At 80.9% G+C, this 1,856-nt stretch carries 2 protein-coding genes; one reads left to right on the top strand and one right to left on the bottom strand.

Features of this window, described 5'->3' with window-relative positions; translation table 11 throughout:
- The first annotated feature begins 419 nt into the window (after positions 1-419).
- On the top strand, positions 420-1,142 hold the full coding sequence (locus ACRYMN_RS20800; protein ID WP_432499328.1) for an aggregation-promoting factor C-terminal-like domain-containing protein: 723 nt from the start codon (positions 420-422) through the stop codon (positions 1,140-1,142).
- 93 nt (positions 1,143-1,235) lie between these two features.
- Here the strand turns inward: ACRYMN_RS20800 and ACRYMN_RS20795 are convergent, their stop codons facing one another.
- Positions 1,236-1,712: a DUF2470 domain-containing protein gene (locus ACRYMN_RS20795; protein ID WP_432499327.1), complete on the bottom strand. Its 477-nt coding sequence runs from the start codon at positions 1,710-1,712 to the stop codon at positions 1,236-1,238.
- Positions 1,713-1,856: the final 144 nt, after the last annotated feature.

Raw genomic sequence — 1,856 nt, 5'->3', positions numbered from 1 at the left:
GTCTGCGTCGCCGGGCTCTCCGCCGGCCCCCCCCCCCCGCCCCCCCGCCCCCCCCCCCCCCCCCCCCCCCCCCCCCCCCCAAACGCGTCCGGTGACCCTCGACGGAGGGGTGGACGTGTGAGATACCTCATGAAAATCGACGCATCGTCATGCGATTGTTACCTCAGCGTGACGAAGTTGCCCTCTGGAGTTTGCTCGCGGCGTGCGGCGCGGGGCACCGTTCGGCACCGACAGCACCCCGCCGCTGTCGGCCGGCGCCACGCGCCGGCCGCTGCGCCGGGCGAGGGCCGGCCGCTGGGCGGCGGCCCGTGCCGCCACCCGGGCCCCACGGCCGCCACCCCGCACGGGGCGGCGGCGGCCCGCCGGCGGGGTGGACGCACTCGACCGGGCGTGGGCCGGCGAACGAGGGAAGGCCCGGTTTGCCGACCACCCCGCAGCTCCAGCACGACCCCCAGCACGACTCCCAGCACGAGGCCTGGCGCGAGGCCCGGCACCGCGCGGGCCGCCCGCGCCGCCGCTCCTGGGCGGCCACCGGCGTCGTCGCCGTCAGCGCCGCCGTCCTCGGCGCCGTGGCCCTGACCGGCGGGCCCGCCCCCGAGGCCGAGGCCGCCGTGCCCGACCACCTCGTCGCGGCCGCCGCCGCCGAGCTGCGGGTGGCCCGCTCCGCCGCCTGGTTCTCCGCCCGCGAGGAGCGCGCCGCCGCCGACGCGCGCGTCGAGGCCGAGCGCCGCGCCGCCGAGGAGGCCCGCCTGGCCGAGGAGGCGCGCCTGGCCGCCGAGGCCGCCCGCCTGGCCGAGGAGGCGCGCGCCGCGGCCGCGGCCGAGGCCACCCGCAGCGCCCAGCGCGACCCGCGCCCGATCGCCCGCGCGATGGCCGCCGAGCGCGGCTGGGGCGAGGAGCAGTTCTCCTGCCTGGACTCGCTGTGGACCAAGGAGAGCGGCTGGCAGTGGGACGCCGACAACCCCACCTCCAGCGCCTACGGCATCCCGCAATCCCTGCCCGGCTCGAAGATGGCCACCGCCGGCGCCGACTGGGAGACCAACCCGGTCACCCAGATCACCTGGGGCCTGGACTACATCGACCGCAGCTACGGCACGCCGTGCGCGGCGTGGTCGCACTCGAAGGCCGTCAACTGGTACTGAGCGGCCGCTGATGGTGCTGAGCGGCCGCTGATGGTGCTGAGCGGCCGCTGAGCCGGCGCCCGGCGCGCGCCCGGCCGGCGCCGGGGGTCCGCCTCAGCCGTCCAGGCCCCCGCAGGGGCAGCCCAGCGCCGAGCACAGCGCCGGGCGCAGCTCGTGCGGCCCGGCGGCCGGGCGGGCGAACGGCGCCCGCAGCACGCGGGTGCCCGAGCCGACCGTGACCAGCACGTCCAGGCCGTAGCGGTCCAGCCCCACGACGGCGACCTCGCGGGTGCGCACCGCCTCCGCCGGGGTCAGCCGGCGCAGCACCCACGCCACCAGCGCGTCGCGGTGGGCGCTCTCCAGGTGGGCGACCGCCTCGCCCTCGTCGGCGTAGAAGGGGTCCGGCTCGGCCGCGGCCACCGCCTCGTCCTCCAGCAGGTGCACGCCCGCGGCGGTGGTCACGCGCACCTCGGCCACCTCCAGGCGCCACAGCGCCCGGGTGGTGCCCACGTCCAGCAGGGCGCCCAGGGGGTGCACCGCGGCCGCCGCCTGCGCCAGCGCCCGCTGGCCGGCGGGGTCGAGGGGCTCCACCCAGCCGGTCACCGACAGCCGGGGGGGGGGGGGGGGGGGGGGGGGGGGGGGGGGGGGGGGGGGGGGGGGGGGGGGGGGGGGGGGGGGGGGGGGGGGGGGGGGGGGGGGGGGGGGGGGGGGGGGGGGGGGGGGGGGGGGGGGGGG

The sequence above is a fragment of the Kineococcus gypseus genome (assembly GCF_050871305.1).
GTDB lineage: Bacteria > Actinomycetota > Actinomycetes > Actinomycetales > Kineococcaceae > Kineococcus > Kineococcus gypseus.
Note: the sequence above shows the minus strand (reverse complement) of the source record. Positions and strands in the feature narration are given on the sequence as shown.